Consider the following 18,112-nt stretch of genomic DNA (forward strand, 5'->3'; position numbering starts at 1 on the left):
GTAAGTGCGTTCACCCGGGTTTCACCGGAGAGTGTGAAACCTCGGCCAGGGTCGTGAGCGACCAGGCAGGACCTCCTGCACGATCGCTTCCGTGCCCCTGAGCGGAGCCCCGCAGCTCGTCTCCGGGCGCGTGAGCGGTCACGATCCCCAAGGAGTAACGCGTGCCCGAATCCGCGACCCCGCGCCGTCGGCTTCCCCTCCTCGACCCCGTGGGCGGCGGCAGATCCCGCGCGACGTGCCACTACCGCTGTGGTGAAGCCTGTTTCCAGCCTGCTCCCAACACCAGCTCCAACTCCTACTTTGGCGATATCTTCCAGGGTGTCCTGTCCCGCCGGTCGGCTCTGCGCGCCGGCGCGGTGACCGCGGGGGCCGGCGCCCTCGGGCTCGCCGCCCTCTCCCCGGCCGCGGCTGAGCGCGGGCCGAACCGTCCCCATCCCTCGCCCCGCCTCACCTTCCAGAACGTGCTGCCCAACAACGACGACGCCCTCACCGTGCCCAAGCACTACGAGCAGCACGTCATCATCCGCTGGGGCGACCCCGTCCTGCCAGGCGCCCCCGAGTTCGACGTCAACGCCCAGACCGCCGAGGCCCAGGCCCAGCAGTTCGGCTACAACTGCGACTACGTCGCCTTTCACCAGCTCGATGACGACCACGGCCTGCTCTGGGTGAACCACGAGTACACCAACGAGGGCATCATGTTCGCGGGCTGGAACGGCGGAGCCAGCGCCGACCTCGAGCAGCTCCGCGTCGTCATGGCCGCGCACGGCGGTTCCCTGGTCGAGCTCGAGCGAGTCGGCGGTACCGGCCAGTGGAAGCTGTCAGAGGGCGAGCGCTCCTTCAACCGGCGCGTCCACACCGACACCCCGCTCGTCATCTCGGGTCCCGCCGCGGGCAGTGACTTGCTCAAGACGGAGGCCGACCCCACGGGCACCGAGGTCCTGGGCATGCTCAACAACTGCGCGGGCGGGATGACTCCCTGGGGTACCTTCCTCAGCTGCGAGGAGAACTTCCACCAGTACTTCAGCAACGCGCCCGGCACCCCCGAGTCCAACCGCTACGGCCTGCGCACTGGAACCTCCAGCCGCCGGTGGGACCGGGTCGACGAGCGCTTCGACCTGTCCAAGCACCCCAACGAGGCCAACCGCTTCGGCTACGTCGTCGAGATCGATCCACTCGACCCCCAGGCCAAACCGGTCAAGCGCACCATGCTGGGCCGATTCAAGCACGAGGGCGCCAACACCATCCTGGCCGCCGACGGGCGGGTCGTGGTGTACATGGGCGATGACGAGCGCTTCGACTACATGTACAAGTTCGTCAGCGACGGGCGCTTCGTCGAGGGATCGCGCCGCCAGAACATGACGCTGCTGGACGCGGGCACGCTCTACGTCGCCAAGCTCACCGGTAACAGTCCTCCCGAGGAGATCGACGGCTCCGGCACCCTTCCCTCTGACGGGGAGTTTGACGGTACCGGTGAGTGGATCGCCCTGTGCGACTCCACCCAGAGCTTCATCGAAGGGTTCAGCGTCGAGGAGGTACTGGTCCACACCCGCCTGGCGGCCGACGCCGCGGGCGCCACCAAGATGGACCGCCCCGAGGACTTCGAGCCCAGCCCGGTCACCGGCAAGGTCTACTGCGCCCTGACCAACAACTCCGCCCGCGAGCCGGGCCAGGCCGACGAGCCCAACCCGCGCGGCCCCAACCGCTACGGCCACATCCTGGAGATCATCGAGGACGGCGATGACAACGCCGCCACCACCTTCGGCTGGAACGTGCCGCTGGTCTGCGGCGACCCGGAGGACGACGACTCCTACTACGCGGGTTTCGACAAGTCCAAGGTGATGGCGATCTCGGCGCCGGACAACGTGGCCTTCGACAAGCACGGCAACCTGTGGATCTCCACCGACGGCCAGCCCGGCTCGATGGGCACGGCCGACGCCCTGCACGTCATGCCGGTCGAGGGCCGCTTCCGCGGCGAGCTCAAGACCTTCGCCACGGTGCCGGTGAGCGCGGAGGCCTGCGGTCCCTTCATCAGTAAGGACAACAAGACCGTCTTCCTCGCGCCGCAGCACCCGGGCGACAACGGCACCTTCGAGTCGCCGACCAGTACCTGGCCCGACGGTGACTTCCCCCGCCCGTCGGTTGCGTGCATCTGGCACCAGGCCGGCCGTGACGTCGGTCAGTAACCGGTCGCACAGCGGCGACTGAGTCGGCTCGGGCCCTTCGGCCCGGGACAGATCACCGGCCCCGGTTCTCTCCGTCGTGGGGGAGGAACCGGGGCCGGTTTCCTGCGTACCCCGCCTGGACCGGGCCCGCTAGAGCACCCGCTCGAAGCACAGTGAGCTGGGCTCGTCCGCGTAGGCCCCGAAGGGCGCGATCGGCGTGTAACCCGACCTTGTGTAGAAGCGCACCGCGTCCGGCTGGCGGTCGCCGGTCTCCAGCCGCAGGCACTTCCAGTCCCGGCCGCGCGCCCACTCCTCCAGGGCGTGCAGCAGTGCGGCAGCTGCACCCGAGCCGCGGCTCTCCGGCAGTACGTACATCCTTTTGACCTCGCCGAACCCTTCGCCAAGGTCGCGCAGGCCACCGCAGCCCACGGCAGTTCCGGAGTCGTCGCGCACCACCGCGAACACCGCGATGTCTCCGGCGGAGGGCGGTGTACCGGGTTCGGAGTCGGGGGTGCCGTAGCGCTCGGCGATCTCCCGACGCTGGCCGGCACGTAGTTCGGCGGCCTCGGGTTGGTCCCAGGGGACCAGCTCAACGTTCATGCGCACGAGCATGCCGCAGTGATGTTTCCGGAACGTGAAAAGTTACGCACGGTCCTCGGGCCTCAGCCCTCGGGGTCGGTGAGGGCTTCGCGCATCACCCGGAACTTGGACTCGGCCTCGGCGACCTCCGAGGCGGGGTCCGAACCCGCCACGATCCCGCCGCCCGCGTACAGCCGCGCGCGTGAACCGTCTACGTGGGCACAGCGCAGCGCGATCCCCCACTCGGAGTTGCCCGCGCCGTCGAGCCACCCCACCGGCCCGGCATACCCGCCCCGGTCCATGCCCTCGACCTCGGCGATCAGCCGCATCGCGGTGTCGGTCGGGGTCCCGCCCACGGCAGCTGTGGGGTGCAGCGCGGCCACCGCGTCTAGCGCCGAGACCCCGGGAGCGAGCCGGGCGTGCGCGCGGGTGGCCAGGTGCTGGACGTTGGCGAGCTTGAGCAGGTGCGGCCAGGCAGGCACCACGAGCTCCTCGGCGAGCGGCTCCAACGCGGTGCGCAGCGAGTCCACCGCCAGTCCGTGTTCCTCGATGTCTTTGGCCGAGGCCAGCATCTCCTGGCCCAGCTGGTGGTCGGCCCCGGCGTCCTCGCCCCGGGGGCGGGTCCCGGCCAGGACCAGGGAGGTGAGCTGGTCGCCCTCGCGGCGCAGCAGCAGCTCGGGTGTGGCCCCGACCATGCCGCCGATGGAGAAGGTGAAGCAGGCGGGGAAGCGCGTGCGCAGCCGCTCCAGCAGCACGCGGACGTCGATGGGGGAGTCCGCCTCGGCGAAGGAGTCCCGGGCCAGCACGGCCTTCTCCAACTCCCCGGCACGAATGCGCTCGACCGTTCCGGCCACCGCGCCCATCCACTCCTCGCGGGTGAGTGACCCGGGCCGCCACTCCACAGCCCCGACCGGTCGGGGCGCCGGGTGGGGGCGCAGCAGCTCCTCGGGGTGTGCGCCGGGTTCGTCGGTGACGGTGGTCAGCCAGGTACGTCCCTCCCGGCGGCCCACGATCACGCGCGGCACGATGAGCGCCGAACCTCGCGAGGTGGGCGTGAACGTGAACGTGCCGAAGGTGACCAGGCCGGTGCCGGGCAGGTTCACCTCGTCCTCGATCTCGGCGTGCTCCAGCAAGCCGTGTACCCAGGCGGTCGCCTCGACGAACCGAGTGGTGTCGGTGAGCGGGGTGCCCTCGGGCTGCGGCGCCGGGTCCAAACGGGCGGCCTCACCCCAGCCCACTATGCCGTCGTCGCCGGTCAGCCAGGCCAGGGGGGTGCCGGCGGGCAGGCGTCGGACGAGGCTGTCGGCCCGGTCGCGCAGGGGGACGGTACGGACGAACAGCTTCGGTGGGCTCAGCTCGGTGTTCACGGGACCCGATTCTAGGACCCGGGGTACGGGCCCCGGACATGTCCTTGGAGGTCCCCCTCCGCACGGTTCCCTTCGTCGTGGCCCGGTGTGTGCCCTCCTCCACGCTCTGTTTCCGGCGCGGATCGCCGGGGAAGGGGATTCTTTGCTCTCCGGAGGGTGTAGGGAGCCCGAAGCCCCTGGCCAACGGTGCTTCGTTGACCTGCGGAAACATTCCCGCGGGCCATGATGTGCGACGTTGTCCACACATTGGCCGAATCGTGTCTGAAAATTGACATCTTGGTCTACTCTGGGTCGCGGCGTGGCGCCAGGGGGACGGCGGTGCGCGAACTTCTCAGAGGAGAACTGTTGATGCGTTCCATGGCACGGGCCGTGACCACGCCGCGCGCCGGGGCCCGGTGGGCGGCGGCGGCCGCCGCGACCACTGTGCTGTTGGCCGGATGCTCCACCAAGGAGAGCGACTCCGAGGCCGACGCCCCCGCACCCGCACCCGGCGGAGAGGGCATCGCGGCCCCCGCCATCTGCGGTACCGACAGCGACAAGCGCGAGATGCGCGGCGCCTGGCTCACCACCGTCCGCAACATCGACTGGCCCTCCGAGCCGGGCCTGTCCGCCGACGAGCAGAAGGCCGAACTCGACCAGTGGCTCGACGAGTCCGTCGAGATGGGTCTGAACGCCGTCTTCCTGCACGCGCGGCCCACCGCCGACGCCGTGTACGACTCCGAGCTGGAGCCCTGGGCCCGCTACCTCACCGGTGAGCAGGGCGGGGACCCCGGCTACGACCCGCTCGAGTACGCGGTCGAGGAAGCGCACAAGCGCGGCCTGGAAATGCACGCCTGGTTCAACCCGTACCGCGTGGGCCTGCAGGACCCGGACATCGAGAACCTCGCCGACGACCACCCCGTCAAGCAGAACCCCGACTGGCTGGTCGACTTCGGCAAGGAGGCCTACGTCGACCCGGGCAACCCCGAGGTCCGCGAGTGGGTCACCGCCGTCATCATGGACGTGGTCGAGCGCTACGACATCGACGGCATGCACTTCGACGACTTCTTCTACCCCTACCCGCAGGACGGCGCGACCTTCGACGACGACGCCAGCTGGGAGGCGCACGGCGGCGGTTTCGACGACCGCGGCGACTGGCGCCGGGACAACGTCGATCAGCTCATGCGCGACGTGCACGGCCAGATCCAGGAGACCAAGCCCTGGGTGAGCTTCGGCGTCTCCCCGTTCGGCATCTGGCGCAACGACGCCACCGACCCCAGCGGCTCGCCCAGCTCTGGTCTGCAGTCCTACGACGCCCAGTACGCGGACACCCGTACCTGGATCGAGGAAGGCACCGTCGACTACGTCGCTCCCCAGCTGTACTGGGAGCGGGGCTTCTCCACCGCCGACTACGAGGCCCTGACCGACTGGTGGGCCAACGAGGTCGAGGGCACCGACGTCGACCTGTACGTGGGCCAGGGTGCCTACCGCCTGGGTGAGAGCGGCTGGACCGGCGATGACGCGCTGAGCACCCAGCTCGACTACTCGAGCGAGAACGAGCAGGTCATGGGGGACATCTACTTCTCCATCAAGAGCATGCGGGACAACCCCGACGCGGTGAACCACCTGCTGGAGAACCACTACGCCCAGCCCGCGCTGCCCCCGGTGATCGAGTCGCCCGAGGGCGAGGGACCCCGGGTCGGCGCGCCCACCGAGGTCACCGCCCAGGCCGAGGACGAGACGGTCGAGGTCGAGTGGCAGACCATCGAGGACGCTCGCTTCTACGCGGTCTACCGCCTGCCAGCCGAGGCCGCCCAGGCCCTGGAAGGCGGCGATGACGAGGCCTACTGCGCAGCGCTGGCCCCGGAGAACCTGGTCGGCATGACAGGTGAGTCTGCCCTGACCGACAGCGCTCCCCTGGAGGACGGCGCCGGTTACGTGGTCACCGCCCTGGACGACTACCGTGCCGAGGGGCCGGTCAGCGAGATCGCGGACCCGCGCAGCTGACCGACAGACCGCACAGAGCCACGCGGCACAACCGATCACAGAGCCACGCGGCACAACCGAACAGAACAGCAGGCCGAACGGGCCCGCTCCCGCACCGGGGGCGGGCCCGTTTCCGTGCGTCTGTCTGTCAGATCAGCACTGTCACATCCACCAAATGACCGGTGAAAAAGTTATGATTTGCTAGGCCAAAGTGCGTAACAAACTTGTATTTGCGAGTAGTAGGTTCTCCACATGCCGACCTTCCAGATCAGCGAGGCCGCCGAGCTGCTCGGTGTCAGCGCCGATACCGTACGCCGCTGGGTCGACTCCGGCCGTCTGGCCGCCACCCGCGACGCCTCCGGACGCCGTCAGCTGGACGGCGCCGAACTCGCGGCGTTCATGCGGGCCGGGGCCGACGACGACCCCGGCCGTCGGGTCTCCTCCGCCCGCAACCGCTTCCAGGGCCTGGTCACCAACGTGATCCGCGACCACGTCATGGCCGCTGTCGAGATCCAGGCCGGACCGCACCGGGTGGTCTCCCTGATGAGCCGCGAGGCCGCAGACGAGCTCGGACTGGAGGTCGGAAGCCTGGCCACGGCCGTGGTCAAGTCCACGAACGTCATCATCGAGACCACCGGAGAACACCATGCGTGACATCGCCCCCCGCCGTCCCGCACACCGCTTCACCGGTCGCCGCCACGGATCGGCCACCGAGTTCGCCGCCGCCAGTGCCCTCATCGTCGTCCTCACTGCCTGCGGCGCCGAGGACACCGGGCCCGACGAGGCCACCGAGGAGAACGGAGACGGCGGCGCCCTCAGCGGTGAGCTCACCGTCATGGCCGCCGCCTCCCTCACCGACGTCTTCGCCGAGATCGCCGAGGACTTCCAGGAGCAGCACCCCAGCGTCGAGATCACCTTCAACTTCGCGGGCAGCAGCGAACTGGCCCAGCAGATCAACTCCGGCGCACCCGCTGACGTGTTCGCCGCCGCCAACACCTCCACCATGGAGCAGGTCGTGGATGGCGAGGGCCTGGACGCCCGCTGGGCCGCCGAACACGGCGAGGACGGACTGGTCTTCGCCACCAACACCCTCCAGATCGCCGTACCGCCGGCAAACCCCGCCGGGATCGAGAGCCTGTCGGACCTGGCCGGGGGCGACGTGCAGGTGGCCTTCTGCGCCGAGGAGGTGCCCTGTGGCTCCGCCACGGCGACCGCCCTGGAGGCATCCGGCCTGGACATCACCCCGGTCACCTACGAGGAGGACGTCCGCTCGGTGCTGACCAAGGTCGAGATGGACGAGGTCGACGCCGGTCTGATCTACGCCACGGACGTCATCTCCGCCGAGGGCCGGGTCGAGGGCCTGGACTTCCCCGAGGCACGGGAAGCGATCAACGACTACCCGATCGGAGTGCTCGCCAACTCCGCCGCCCCCGAACTCGCCGCCGCCTGGGTCGAGGCGGTCTCCTCCGCCAAGGGTGTGGCCGTCCTCGACGACGCGGGGTTCGGCACCCCGTGACCACCACCGCATCCGGACGGTCCGGGAACGACGGGGGCGCGCGTACACCGCGCACGCGCGCCTCGCGGGCCCGGGCCGGCCGGACCCCCTGGATCCTCGTCCTCCCCGCGGTCATCGGTGTCCTCTTCCTGGTCCTGCCCTTCGCGGGGATGCTCATCCGCGCGCCCTGGACCACCATGGGCGCCCGCATCACCGATCCCGACGTGCTCGCCGCCCTGTGGCTGTCACTGTCCACCGCCACCGCGGCCACCGTCGTCTCGCTGATTCTCGGCGTCCCCTTGGCCTGGCTGCTGGCCCGCACCGAGTTCCCCGGCCGCCGGTTCGTGCGCGCCCTGGTCACTGTCCCCCTGGTGATCCCGCCTGTGGTGGGTGGTGTGGCCCTGCTGATCGTGCTGGGCCGCAACGGGCTGGTCGGCCAGTACCTGGACGCCTGGTTCGGGCTGACCCTGCCCTTCACCTCCGCCGCCGTGATCATCGCCCAGGTGTTCGTGGCGATGCCCTTCCTGGTGATCAGTGTGGAGGGCGCCCTGCGCGGGGCCGACCGCCGTTACGAGGAGGCCGCGGCTACCCTTGGCGCCAGCCGCGTCACGATCTTCACCCGCGTCACCCTTCCCATGGTCCTGCCTGGTATCGGCGCCGGAGCGGTGCTGTGCTGGGCGCGCGCCCTCGGTGAGTTCGGGGCAACCATTACCTTCGCCGGGAACTTCCCCGGCACCACCCAGACCATGCCGCTGGCGGTGTACATGGCCATGCAGCGCGACCCCGAGGCGGCGATCGTGCTCAGCCTGGTCCTGCTCCTAGTGACCCTGGTGGTTCTAGCCACCCTGCGCGAGAGGTGGATGAACACCGCATGAGGCCGACGGACCAGACCGCTACCCCCGCCGAGGGTCCGGTCCCCACCGTTCCCGCCCTCGACGCCGAGCTGCGCGTTCGGCGCGGCGACTTCACCCTCGACGTGAACCTGACCGCTGAGCCGGGGGAGATCCTCGCCCTTTTGGGTCCCAACGGCGCGGGCAAATCCTCGGCGCTACGCGCCCTGGCCGGGCTGGTCCCGCTGACGGGCGGGCACGTGCTGGTGGACGGCGCGGACGAGACCACCACCGCCGTCGAGTGCCGCCCCATCGGCATGGTTTTCCAGGACTACCTGCTCTTCGAGCACATGAGCGCCCTGGAGAACGTCGCCTTCGGTCCCCGCTGCCAGGGCGCGGGCAAGGCCGAGGCGCGTGCCCGGGCCGCCGAACTGCTCGAACACATGGACCTGGGCGCGCACGCCCAGTCGAAACCCCGGCAGCTCTCCGGCGGGCAGGCCCAGCGGGTCGCCCTGGCCCGCGCGCTGGCGGTCCGCCCGCGGCTACTCCTGTTGGACGAGCCGATGGCGGCGCTGGACGCTAGCACCCGCATCGACGTCCGGTCTCGCCTGCGCCATCTGCTGGAGGACTTCGACGGGGTGACGGTGCTGGTCACCCACGACCCGCTGGACGCGATGGTGCTGGCCGACCGCATCGCGGTGATCGAGTCGGGGCGGGTTGTGCAGCGGGGCGAGCCCGCCGAGGTGGCGCGGCGGCCACGGACCTCCTATGTCGCCCGTCTGGTCGGGCTCAACCTCTTCCAGGGGCGGGGCGAAGGGGAGAAGGTGGTCCTGGGCGGTCAGGCCCCCGGGGGAAGCGCAGAGGAGGGGGTCTCCGAAGGCCTCACCCTGGTGACGGTGCGCGAGCCGCACCATGGCCCTGTCCTGGTGGCCTTCCCGCCGCGCGCGGTGGCTCTGTACCCGGAGCACCCGCACGGCAGCACGCGCAACGTGTGGCGGCTGACCGTGGACGGGATCGAACGCTTCGGCGACCAGGTCCGGGTGCACCTAGACGGGCCGCCGTCCCTGGTCGCGGACATCACCCCCGCGGCCCTGGCCGAACTCGGACTTTCTCGTGGCGACACGGTCTGGGCGGGGGTCAAGGCCTCCGAGGTCGAGTGCTATCCGGGCTGATTCGCTTGAACTGGGATGACCCGGGTGTCGAGGCCCTCGTCCCGCCCTCTGGTGACATGGGGCTCTCGCATGCTGGAAAAACGGGGCTTTTCGGTCCCAACCGCGAAAAACAGGTACGGAAATCCTGTGGACACTTGGATATCCGACCCTCACCTGGGGGAGACTGTAGGACACCCGGTGACGACAGTCCTTCCCCCTGCGGTCGAGGAGGGTTCCATGTCCCTGAGAGAGCACGAGCGCAGAATCCTCGCGCAGATAGAGAAGCAGCTCAGCGAGGATGCTCCTGAGCTTGCCGGACGCCTGGAGGCCTTCGGAACCGAGGACCCCGACGCCCCAGCCGACCCGGGGCTGCGGAGCTGGAAACCGTGGGTCGCCTGCGGGCTGATCGCGGCGATCACCGCGGGGTTGCTCGTCCTGCTGTTCGTGCTTACACCGAGCGCACCGCAGCCGGAGAACCCGCGGCCCGTCGAGACCTCGCAGAACACCGTGCCCGACCCCGTGCCGGAGGGCGACGCGGTCGACGGCCCACCCGAACCCGCCGAACCCGTCGGCTGACCCGGGCCCCCGGGCCCCCGGGCCCCCGGGGCTCGGCGGGAGCCTCGACGTGATCCGCGCGCGCGGTGGGCCCTGTGAAGGCTGCTGGCGGTCCGTCGGCTGGTCCAGCACGGATCCGACCCGTCATCGCCGGGCTGTGCGATCGACGCGCTGAGGCCACGGATCCGAGTTCGCGGATGTGACCGCAAGGGGAAGGCTCCGCTCGGAGCACCGGTGAATCCGGGTGCTCCGAGCGGAGCCTTCGCTGACTCTTCGGTCCCTCAGAGGGCGTTTAACCTCGAGCCCGTGACCGGATACCGTCCCGGTCACAGGCTCGGCCTACGCCGTCCTGAACCAGGGCGGTCGTTCAGCTCCCCGAGACGGGGTGTCCAAGAAGAACAAAATGGGCACTACGCGGCACCCCGGAGCCGAACAAGCAGCTTTAACGTCGAGCTAGCTCTCGCCGCGGAAACCCGGCCACCCCTGATAAACCCCCCCGTCAGGGGCCAGGGACACGAGCTCCCTCCACGCGGAGCGCCACCCCTGACGGATCCGGGAGGGCGGCCAGGGGGTCGGGCGCAACTCGGGCGGGATGAGCGGATCCCGCCGCATCGCCGTCTCCAGAGCGTCCGCGAGTCGCAGTTGCAGGATCCGGACCCGGGTCGCGTCCGCTTCGTTTGAGGCCGCGGTGAGGCGGTCGACCGTCTCCTCAAGAGCGAGGTAGCCGTCGATGACGGGGGCCGCGGGCCACAGCAGTTCGGTGACTTCGAGGGGGTCGGTGACACCGCGTACCTCCACCCGGCCCGCTTCGGCGTGAACGAGGTGGTCCGTGGCGTCGCGGTCGAGCATGGCCAGTAGGTCATGGGGGCTCAGGTACAGGCCCGTGGACACGGGTGCGGCCCCCAGTTCGGTGAGGCGGCGCCGGAGGGCGTCGCGCCGCGAACGCTGCGACTCCGGCAGGCTGACCGCTGTCAGCCGCCATAGCCCGTCCCAGGAGGTCCGGCCCCTGTCCTGGGCCTCGGCAAGCACGAGAGCCGCTCTGTCCCGTTCCAGCCGAGCCCGCCCCGTCTCGGTGAGTCTCACGGCTCCGCGCCGTCCCCGCCCGGTCTGGAGGACCTCACCGGCACCGACCATCCGGCGCAGGGCCAGTCGTACCGGCTGGTCGGCCAGCGCTGCCGCGTTCGCGGTATCCAGAACGACGTCGAGCCCCACCTCTCCCCTCATGGGGAGACAGGCCTCGATGACGGTGCGTGGTGCCAGGTCCTCGTTCATGCCGCACGCCCTCCGCCGATCCGACGCCGCAGAGTGGTGTAGGCGGCGAACCCGTAGAGACCGCTCAGGAGCCCCAGCGCCCCTGTGTCCACGGGCTCGAAACCGAGGCGCCGGTACAGGGCCTCGGCGCGGGGGTTGGTGTCCACCACCGACAGCTCGACGGTGTGGAGGCCGTGGCGAGAAGCGTAGGCGTCGACGGCGTCCATCAGACGTGAACCGATTCCCCGCCCCCGGTGGCTTGGCGAGACACAGATCCCGTCGAGCACGAGCACCCCTTCCTCCGCGCGGTGTTCCAACAGGCTGAGGGCGAGGAGGGCCCGTGCTCCGGACCACGGGCCGAGTCGCTTTCTCGTCGCGGGCCACGCGGGGTCGAACGCGCCCCGACCTTCGTGGTGGACGCCGCACACGCCGATCACAGCACCGACGAGCCTTGCCGTGATCACGCGATCAGGTCGCATCGCGGCGGTGACGAACTCCTCGCCCGTCCTGTCGTCGGCGAACGCGGGTTTCAGCTTCCGCTGGAACGCCTCCCAGTACAGCCCGCCCACGCGAGTGCGCTCGTCCTCGTCGAAGCCCGTGCGTACGTCCGTCTCTCTTCCCATGAGCCAAAAGTATCATGTAATCTACGAACGTGAACTGGAAGAAATATTTGATAGGGCGGCGTGGCCTCCTCGGCCCCTCAGCGCTTCTTCTCGTCGTACTTCTCCTGGCTGGCACGTGCACCGCCGTCATGGGCAACCACTACCGAATCGATGAGCGAACGGTGAGCATCCCGGTGCCCGGAGGAGAAGTCGAGGCGGTCATCGCCTCACCGGACTCCGGAGCGGTCCGGGGCACGGTGGTGTTCGTGCACGGAGACGGACCCGTCGACGCCACCCACGACGGCCTCTACCGCCCGTGGTGGGAGGCGGCCGCCGAAGCCGGGTACGCCACGGTCTCCTGGAGCAAGCCGGGCATCGGGGGCTCCAGCGGTGACTGGCTGGAACAGGACATGGACGACCGGGCCGACGAGGTCTCAGCGGTGATCGACTGGCTCTCCGAACAGTCGCCACCGCCGCACGGAAGCATCGGGCTCTGGGGGGCCAGCCAGGCCGGATGGGTGGTACCGAAGGTCGTCGCGGCACGCGACGACGTCGACTTCGTCGTCGCTGTCTCCCCGGCCGTCAACTGGCTGCGCCAGGGCCGCCACCACCTTCTGTCCGAACTCGGCCACTCCGGTGCGGACGAGGCCGAACGGGACCGGGCCATCCAGGACAGCGACCGGACCAGGGAACTCCTGGAAGCGGGTGCCGGGTATGAGACCTACCGCGCGGGCACGACTGATCCCCGGCCCATGGAGCCCGCACGCTGGGGCTTCGCCCTTCGCAACTTCCGTGCTGACGCGACCGCCGACCTGGAGGCCATGTCCGTCCGCGGGGTCCCCGTCCTCCTCATGCTCGGAGACCACGACCTCAACGTCGACGCCGACGAGACCGCACGTGTCTACACGCGGATACTCGGCCCGGACGTGCGCGTCGAGCGATTCGATGCCGCACATTCCATGGCCCGACCGGCAGTGGGGGAGTCCGCGCCTTTGGGCCTGTTGACCGCGGTCCTCTGGCCCCGTGCGCTTCTCGCGCCCGACGTACTCGACACCTACCGTGCCTTCGTCGAACAGCGGTGACGTCGGTAGACCACCGTTGAGCAGGAACTGGAGCCCGTGTGACCGGCGGCCGGTGGTCAGGGGGCCAGCCGTCAGGAACCAGGCGCACCCGGGCCGGGGGCCTGCCCTGCCGGGCTGCGCGCTCCCAGGGGCGGCGCAGGCAGGGGTGCAGGCCGGTCCGGTACCGGAACAAGGCGGACAACGACTCGGCGCGGACGGTGTCATCGGCAGGACCCGTCATAGCGGCCATCTCCTGTTGTTTCGTCACCCGACATCTCGAAGCACGCGGGGCGGCCGTTGCCGTTGTCGGGGCAACGACGAAACCCGTGGCCGGAGAAGTCTCCGGGCCACGGGCCTGGGTTGAACGACAAGCTCAGAGGGCGTTGGTGAACTTGGCAGCCAGCGGACCGGCCACGGACCCGCCGCCTCCTCCGCCCTCCACCACGATCGCGAAGGCGACGTCGCCCTTGTAGCCGACCATCCAGGCGTGGGTGGGCAGCTCGTCGTCCTCATCCGGGGTGCCGTACTCGGCACTGCCCGTCTTGCCGTACACCTCGCCCTGGAAACCGGCATCCTTGGCGGTGCCTTCGGTGATCACGGCGCGCATCATAGGCCGGATGGCCTCCGCGTTGGCGATCGGGTTGGGCTCGGGCAGGTCCTCCCTGGCGGGTTCGGTGACCAGTACGGGGTGGCGCCAGGAACCGTCGGCGATCGCCGACGGCACCGTCGCCATGTGCAGCGGTGAGGTGAGGACCTGGCCTTGGCCGATGCCCTGTGCGCCCATCATGACGACACCCTCCGCAACTGGGAAACTCGGTTCGAGCGTGTTCACACCGAGGTCCAGAGGGGAGTTCATGCCGAACTGCTCGGCGCTCGCCTGGAGGTTGTCCGCGCTCAACCGCTGGCCGATCTCGTGCACCAGGGCGGTGTTGCAGGAGGTCGCGAACGCCTCGGTCACCGACTGATCACCGTACTCGGCGCCACCGGCGTTGACGAACGTCCAGCCGCCCGGATCGTACTCCTCGGGGCAGTTCATGGTGGCGTCCGCGGACAGGCCGTTGTCCAGCAGAGCGCTGTAGGTGACGATCTTGAAAGACGAACCCGGCGCGTACTGGCCCTCGAAGGCCCGGTTGAACCCGCCGGGCACGTTCACCACCGCCAGGACCTCACCGGTGGAGGGGCGGATCGCCACCAGACCGGCGGGGTCGCCGGCGTCGATGATGGCGCTGGCTGCGGCGCTCTGGACGGTCATGTCGATGCTGGTGGTGATGGGCTCGCCGTCGGACCCGTCCAGGGTCGCGACGGTGTTCTCCTCGGTGGCCTCCAGGGAGTCGCCGTCCTCGGCCTCGGCGGCGTCCACCATCACGATGGTGGTCGCGGCCTCACCGGCCAGCTGCTCCTCGTAGCTGCGCTGGAGCCCGCTCTTGCCGATGGTGTCGCCGACGCTGTAGGCCGGGCCGAGCCGCTCGACGTCGTCCTCGTCGGCCTCGCCCAGCTCACCCACGATCATCTGCAGGGAACCGGAGATGTCCGGGCTGTCCAGCCGGGTGCCGTCGGCGGCCTGGATCTGGCCGCGCTCGCCCCATACGGCGGTACGGGCCAGGATCTGGCCCTCGCCGAGCCCGGGGTAGGCGACCTCGGGCGAGAACTCGACCAGCCACTCGCCGTCCTCCCGCACCAGCGGGAGCTCACCCTCCCAACCCCAGTCGTCGGCGTTGGTCAGCGACACGGTCACCTCGTAGGGGGCGCTGCCGGTGCTGCCCTCCGTGGTGGGTGCGCCGACCTCGACCGCGACCCCGTCCACGCCCAGTCCGGTGTCGATCCCGGCGAGGGTCTGCTCGGCGTCGCCACCGGTGGTCACTGCTGCCAGGCGCGCGTAGTCCTGGCCCTCCCAGGCAGCCTTGTACTCGGCCGTAGCCTCCTCCGGCTGGGGCAGCGTGTACACGTACCACCCGGCGGCGCCGCCGGCCAGCGCCAGCACGAGCACGGTCGCGACCACACCGATGATCAGCCCGCGGCGGGACTTCTTCCGGGGCGGCGGCGGACCGGGGTCGTAGTCGTCGTAGTCATCGTCGTAGGGGTCGTCCGGGCCCTGGGGGCCACCGGGGCCGCCCTGGCCGCCGGAGGCCGTGCCACCCGGACCGCTGTAGAGGAACTCGTAGCTGTCGCTGCGGTTCTCACCCTCGCCTGGGGCGGGCCCGGCGGGCGGCTCCGGAGCGGAACCGGGGTAGGGGGTGTCGCCCGCATAGGCGGGCTGACCCCCGTACGGGGTCTCCCAGGCCTCGGGGGAGGTCCCGGCGCTCTGGTTCCCCTGCTCCTCGTAGCCGTGCTGCCCGTAGCCCTGAGCGGCCTGGGCCCAGTCCTGCTGCTGCCCGGCACCGTGGTCGTTCCAGCTCTCCTGGGCTGGCCTGGGCTCGACGGGGGCGCCCCACTGTTCCGGCGAAGGCTGTGCCCCGGCCGGTTCGTTCCAGCTCTCCTGGGACCCGGAGGGGTGCCCCCAGGACTCCTGGGCGGAGCGCGGTTCCACGGGGGTTCCCCAAGGCTCGGGGGAGGTCTGCGGTTCCGCCGCCGCCGGCGGCGTGCCCCAGGACTCCTGGGTGCTTTCGGGTTCCGCGGGGACGTCCCAGCGATCCTGGGACCCTGCCGAAGCACCCCAGCTCTCCTGGGCGGGCCTGGGCTCCACCGGGGTGCCCCAGGGCTCGCGGGGTTCTTCGGCGGGCCGCTCCCAGGGTTCGGGGGAGGTCTGCGGTTCCGCCGCCGGCGGCGTGCCCCAGGACCCCGGCGAAGGCTGTGCCCCGGCCGGTTCGTTCCAGCTCTCCTTGGACCCGGAGGGCTGCCCCCAAGACTCCTGGGAGGCCTGCGGCTCTACGGGGGTGCCCCAGCTCTCCTGGGCGGGTTTTGGCTCGACGGGGGTACCCCAGGGCTCCTGCGGAGTCTGCGGTTCCGCCGCCGCCGCCGGCGGCGTGCCCCAGGACTCGTGGGACTGGGACCCCTGGGACTGGGTCGGTTCGTTCCAGCTCTCCTGGGCGGGCCTAGGCTCCACCGGAGTGCCCCACGGCTCGCGGGGCTCTTCGGCGGGTGTGCTCGGCCCGGACGCGGGAGGGGCTTCGGGCTCCGCCGGGCGCGGGCGGTCGAAGCCGAAGTTCCCGGTCTCCGTGGGGCGGGCCCCGGGAGGCCGCTGGGGGATTCGGTAGGGGTTCTCCGGGCGCGACTGATGCGCCTGTGTACCGTCCGAATCCTCGGGCGGCCCGGAGGAATCCGGCTGCCGGGGGGACCGTTCGTCCACGCCTGACCGTCCTTCGTTACGTTTCCTGGGGATACCACGATGCCCCGCTCCCACCTCGGTGGGAGCGGGGCACGAGGATGATGGTCGGCATGGCGGTCGCCTCTCGGCGCGGCGCACAACGGGGCTCCTGGCCGCCCGGTCTGCCCGCCCACCTGGGGCGGGTGCCGGACGCGGTATTCCGCGAAGGCAATAGTTGAGGCCCGGGGGACACTTGCTACCACACCGACCAACAGTGACTCTAACCCATACGTCCGGGGAGTTGTTCCACGAACTATGAGAGAGTCACATGCGCAATCTCACGGTGCAAGACAGCGCGAATCGGGTAAAGACAAAGGGCCGGTCCCGCAAAGGGGTACGGGACCGGCCGGGAAGCTCACACGAGGCCGTCAGGCCTGGCGTGCGATGCTGGTCTGTTCTTCACGGGTGAGCAGCTTGAGGCGCTTGCGGCCGCGTTCGGCGCCCAGCTCCTCCTCCTTGGCCTCGATCAGCTTCCAGCCCTCCCAGGTGGTGTACTGGACACCGCGCTCGGTGAGCAGAGCCTGGAAGGCCACCGGGTCCGGCTCGACAGCCGGGGTGAAGGAGTCGCGGTCGGCGACCAGATTGGTCACGGTCTCCAGGGCGTCGCCCTTGGTGTGACCGATGAGGCCGACCGGGCCGCGCTTGATCCAGCCTGTGGCGTAGACGCCGTCCACGTGCTCCTCGTCCAGGTCCAGGACCCGGCCCCCGGAGTTGGGGACGACGCCGCGTTCTTCGTCGAAGGGCAGGTCGGCCAGGGGCGACCCCAGGTAACCGATGGCGCGGTAGACGGCCTGGACCTCGGTCTCGACGAACTCACCGGTGCCCTTGACGTTGCCGTCGCCGGTCAGCTCCATGCGCTCGGTGCGGATCGCGGTGACCTTGTCCTCGCCCAGGAGTGCCACGGGCGAGTGCAGAAAGTGCAGGTGCAGGCGGCGCTCGGCGCCGCGCTCGTCCCGGATCGCCCAATTCTGCAAGACCTTGACGTTGGTCTTGACCTGGTTGGACTCCTCGCAGGCCTTGAGGCTGCCCTCGTCCATCTCGAAGTCCTCGGCGTAGACCAGGACCTCGACGCCGGGCTGCTTGTCCAACTCGCGCAGCTCCATCGGGGTGGCCTTGCACTGGGCGATGCCGCGGCGGGCGAACACGTGCACGTCGGTGATCTGCTTGGCGCGCAGACCCTCGTAGACGTTGTCGGTGATGTCGGTGGTCAGCAGGTCGTCGGCGTCCTTGGCCAGGATGCGCGCGACATCCACGGCCACGTTGCCCGCGCCGATCACGGCGACGCTGGTGCCGTCCACGTGCCAGGACGGGTTGACGTCCGGGTGGGAGTCGTACCAGAAGACGAAGTCGGCGGCGCCGTGGCTGCCGGGCAGGTCGACGCCGGGGATGTCCAGCGGGCGGTCGCGGTCGCTGCCGGTGGCGAAAATGACCGCGTCGTAGTGGCGGCGCAGGTCCTCCAGCTTGAGGTCCACGCCGTACTCGATGTTGCCGTAGAAGGTGATCTCCGGCTTGTCGAGGATCTTGTGCAGCGCACCCTGGATCTGCTTGATCCGGGGGTGGTCGGGGGCTACGCCGTAGCGGACCAGGCCGTAGGGCGAGGGCAGTTTGTCGAGGATGTCGATGCTGACGGACGTGCCGCACGCGGACAGGGTCTCGTCCTTGGTGAGCAGGTCCGCGGCGTAGATTCCCGCCGGGCCCGCACCCACGATTCCCACTCGCAGTGGTCGCGTCATCGCACAGCTCCAAGTCTTCGCGCCAGGGTCGGACGCCATAGGTAAGGCTTGCCTAAT

At 70.1% G+C, this 18,112-nt stretch carries 14 protein-coding genes; 8 read left to right on the plus strand and 6 right to left on the minus strand.

Annotation, left to right across the window (positions count from 1 at the left end):
* Positions 1-161: 161 nt before the first annotated feature.
* On the plus strand, positions 162-2,183 hold the full coding sequence (locus D457_RS0113330) for a PhoX family protein (RefSeq protein WP_017581166.1): 2,022 nt from the start codon (positions 162-164) through the stop codon (positions 2,181-2,183).
* Between the two features lie 129 nt (positions 2,184-2,312).
* On the opposite strand, the gene D457_RS0113335 is transcribed toward D457_RS0113330, so the two are convergent.
* On the minus strand, positions 2,313-2,762 hold the full coding sequence (locus D457_RS0113335; protein ID WP_026116615.1) for a GNAT family N-acetyltransferase: 450 nt from the start codon (positions 2,760-2,762) through the stop codon (positions 2,313-2,315).
* A 62-nt stretch (positions 2,763-2,824) separates the two neighbouring features.
* Positions 2,825-4,108: an isochorismate synthase gene (locus D457_RS0113340; protein WP_017581168.1), complete on the minus strand. Its 1,284-nt coding sequence runs from the start codon at positions 4,106-4,108 to the stop codon at positions 2,825-2,827.
* Positions 4,109-4,456: 348 nt separating this feature from the next.
* On the opposite strand from D457_RS0113340, the gene D457_RS0113345 reads away from it, so the two are divergent.
* From D457_RS0113345 to D457_RS0113370, 6 genes are all read left to right on the plus strand, one after another.
* Entirely contained in the window at positions 4,457-6,094 is a 1,638-nt protein-coding gene (locus tag D457_RS0113345) for a glycoside hydrolase family 10 protein (RefSeq protein WP_017581169.1), read from the plus strand.
* Between the two features lie 231 nt (positions 6,095-6,325).
* Positions 6,326-6,727, plus strand: a complete 402-nt coding sequence (locus tag D457_RS0113350; RefSeq protein ID WP_017581170.1) for a TOBE domain-containing protein — start codon at positions 6,326-6,328, stop codon at positions 6,725-6,727.
* The gene (modA, locus tag D457_RS0113355; protein WP_017581171.1) at positions 6,720-7,589 is read left to right on the plus strand and encodes a molybdate ABC transporter substrate-binding protein; all 870 of its coding nucleotides are present in this window, start codon (positions 6,720-6,722) and stop codon (positions 7,587-7,589) included. Before D457_RS0113350 ends, modA begins: the two co-directional genes overlap by 8 nt.
* Entirely contained in the window at positions 7,586-8,443 is an 858-nt protein-coding gene (locus tag D457_RS0113360; RefSeq protein WP_017581172.1) for an ABC transporter permease, read from the plus strand. Before modA ends, D457_RS0113360 begins: the two co-directional genes overlap by 4 nt.
* Positions 8,440-9,570 (plus strand): ABC transporter ATP-binding protein, encoded by a 1,131-nt coding sequence (locus D457_RS0113365; RefSeq protein WP_017581173.1) that lies wholly within the window; start codon positions 8,440-8,442, stop codon positions 9,568-9,570. Before D457_RS0113360 ends, D457_RS0113365 begins: the two co-directional genes overlap by 4 nt.
* Positions 9,571-9,786: 216 nt before the next feature.
* Complete coding sequence (locus D457_RS0113370; RefSeq protein ID WP_017581174.1) at positions 9,787-10,125, plus strand: DUF3040 domain-containing protein; 339 nt, start codon at positions 9,787-9,789, stop codon at positions 10,123-10,125.
* Positions 10,126-10,557: 432 nt separating this feature from the next.
* Here D457_RS0113370 and D457_RS0113375 read toward each other — a convergent pair whose 3' ends face one another.
* Complete coding sequence (locus tag D457_RS0113375; protein WP_017581175.1) at positions 10,558-11,376, minus strand: hypothetical protein; 819 nt, start codon at positions 11,374-11,376, stop codon at positions 10,558-10,560.
* The gene (locus D457_RS0113380) at positions 11,373-11,978 is read right to left on the minus strand and encodes a GNAT family N-acetyltransferase (protein WP_017581176.1); all 606 of its coding nucleotides are present in this window, start codon (positions 11,976-11,978) and stop codon (positions 11,373-11,375) included. Before D457_RS0113380 ends, D457_RS0113375 begins: the two co-directional genes overlap by 4 nt.
* Positions 11,979-12,007: 29 nt before the next feature.
* On the opposite strand from D457_RS0113380, the gene D457_RS0113385 reads away from it, so the two are divergent.
* Positions 12,008-13,039 (plus strand): alpha/beta hydrolase family protein, encoded by a 1,032-nt coding sequence (locus D457_RS0113385; RefSeq protein ID WP_239646090.1) that lies wholly within the window; start codon positions 12,008-12,010, stop codon positions 13,037-13,039.
* A 352-nt stretch (positions 13,040-13,391) separates the two neighbouring features.
* On the opposite strand, the gene D457_RS0113390 is transcribed toward D457_RS0113385, so the two are convergent.
* Complete coding sequence (locus D457_RS0113390; RefSeq protein ID WP_026116617.1) at positions 13,392-16,304, minus strand: penicillin-binding transpeptidase domain-containing protein; 2,913 nt, start codon at positions 16,302-16,304, stop codon at positions 13,392-13,394.
* Between the two features lie 386 nt (positions 16,305-16,690).
* Positions 16,691-18,037: an FAD-dependent oxidoreductase gene (locus D457_RS0113395; protein ID WP_017581178.1), complete on the minus strand. Its 1,347-nt coding sequence runs from the start codon at positions 18,035-18,037 to the stop codon at positions 16,691-16,693.
* Positions 18,038-18,112 lie beyond the last annotated feature (75 nt).

Source organism: Nocardiopsis valliformis DSM 45023, assembly GCF_000340985.1.
GTDB lineage: Bacteria > Actinomycetota > Actinomycetes > Streptosporangiales > Streptosporangiaceae > Nocardiopsis > Nocardiopsis exhalans.